Origin of the sequence: Pseudomonas sp. DCB_BI (genome assembly GCF_026240995.1) — a bacterium.
Lineage (GTDB): Bacteria > Pseudomonadota > Gammaproteobacteria > Pseudomonadales > Pseudomonadaceae > Aquipseudomonas.
In genome coordinates, this window is the sequence record NZ_JAPFCG010000054.1 from 1 (window position 1) to 1,114 (window position 1,114).

Consider the following 1,114-nt stretch of genomic DNA (forward strand, 5'->3'; position numbering starts at 1 on the left):
GGCGGTTGCAGGAGCTGAGTGCAACACGGTTATTGAATTAAAGCTGGAGCATCATGCCGCATAACCAAGGCTTCCTGCATCACCTCGCCCATGACTTCGATCGGGCACTTGAAATCAAAGCGTTTACGGGGGCGCATATTCAGTTCCAAGGCGATGGCATTCAATTGCTCTTGGCTGTGTACCGACAAGTCAGTCCCCTTGGGCAAGTACTGGCGAATCAGGCCGTTGATGTTTTCGTTGCTGCCGCGCTGCCAGGGGCTGTGCGGGTCGCAGAAGTAGATCGCCACGCCGGTTCTTTGGGTGATCTCGGCATGTCGCGCCATCTCCCGGCCCTGGTCGTAGGTCATACTCTTGCGCATCGCCAGCGGCATGCCATTAAGCGCTGCACTGAAGCCCTCCATCGCCGAGGTCGCCGTTGCGTCGTTCATCTTCACCAGCATCAGGTAGCCACTGGTGCGCTCCACCAACGTGCCTACCGACGAGGCGTTGGCCTTACCCTTGATCAGGTCGCCCTCCCAATGCCCCGGCATCAGCCGGTCTTCGATCTCTGGCGGGCGCACATGAATGCTGACCATTTCAGGGATCTGGCCGCGCCGATCCACGCCACCAGAGCGCGGCCGGCGCGTCGTCTTGCCTTGGCGCAGGCAGACGATCAGCTCCTTGCGCAACTCGCCGACCGGCAAGGCATAGATCGCGTTATAGATCGTCTCACGACAGACGTAGGCGTCTCTGAGGTTGGGTATGGTCATGCTGCGCAGCTTGCCGGCAATCTGCTCGGGAGACAAACGCTTACGCAGCATGTGGGCCACCAACTTGAAGCGCTCGCTACCCGGCAACAGCTTTCGTTTCGGTCGACAGCGTTGGCGGCGGGCCTGCATCTGCTGCTGGGCCACGCGGGCCGAGTAGCTGCCACAGGCATCTCGATTGCGGCGCAGCTCGCGACTGATGGTCGAAGGGGATCGGGTGATCAAGCAAGCAATCTTGCGTAGGCTGAACCCTTGGGCACGGCCGATTTGAATGGTGGCGCGTTCTTCAACGCTGAGTTCGGAATAGGACATAGGGGCAGCACGGTACCGGAAAGGTCAGGTGTTGCACTCAGTTTTCGCGGCCGCCC

Annotated in this window: 1 protein-coding gene; it reads right to left on the reverse strand. The window is 60.2% G+C overall.

Annotation, left to right across the window (positions count from 1 at the left end):
- Window positions 1-29: 29 nt before the first annotated feature.
- Complete coding sequence (locus OO258_RS27250) at window positions 30-1,058, reverse strand: IS30 family transposase (RefSeq protein WP_039615380.1); 1,029 nt, start codon at window positions 1,056-1,058, stop codon at window positions 30-32.
- Window positions 1,059-1,114 lie beyond the last annotated feature (56 nt).

Bases quoted from the DNA above. Each gene is read 5' to 3' on its own strand.
- OO258_RS27250 (WP_039615380.1), bottom strand. From the start codon at position 1,058: ATGTCCTATTCCGAACTCAGCGTTGAAGAACGCGCCACCATTCAAATC.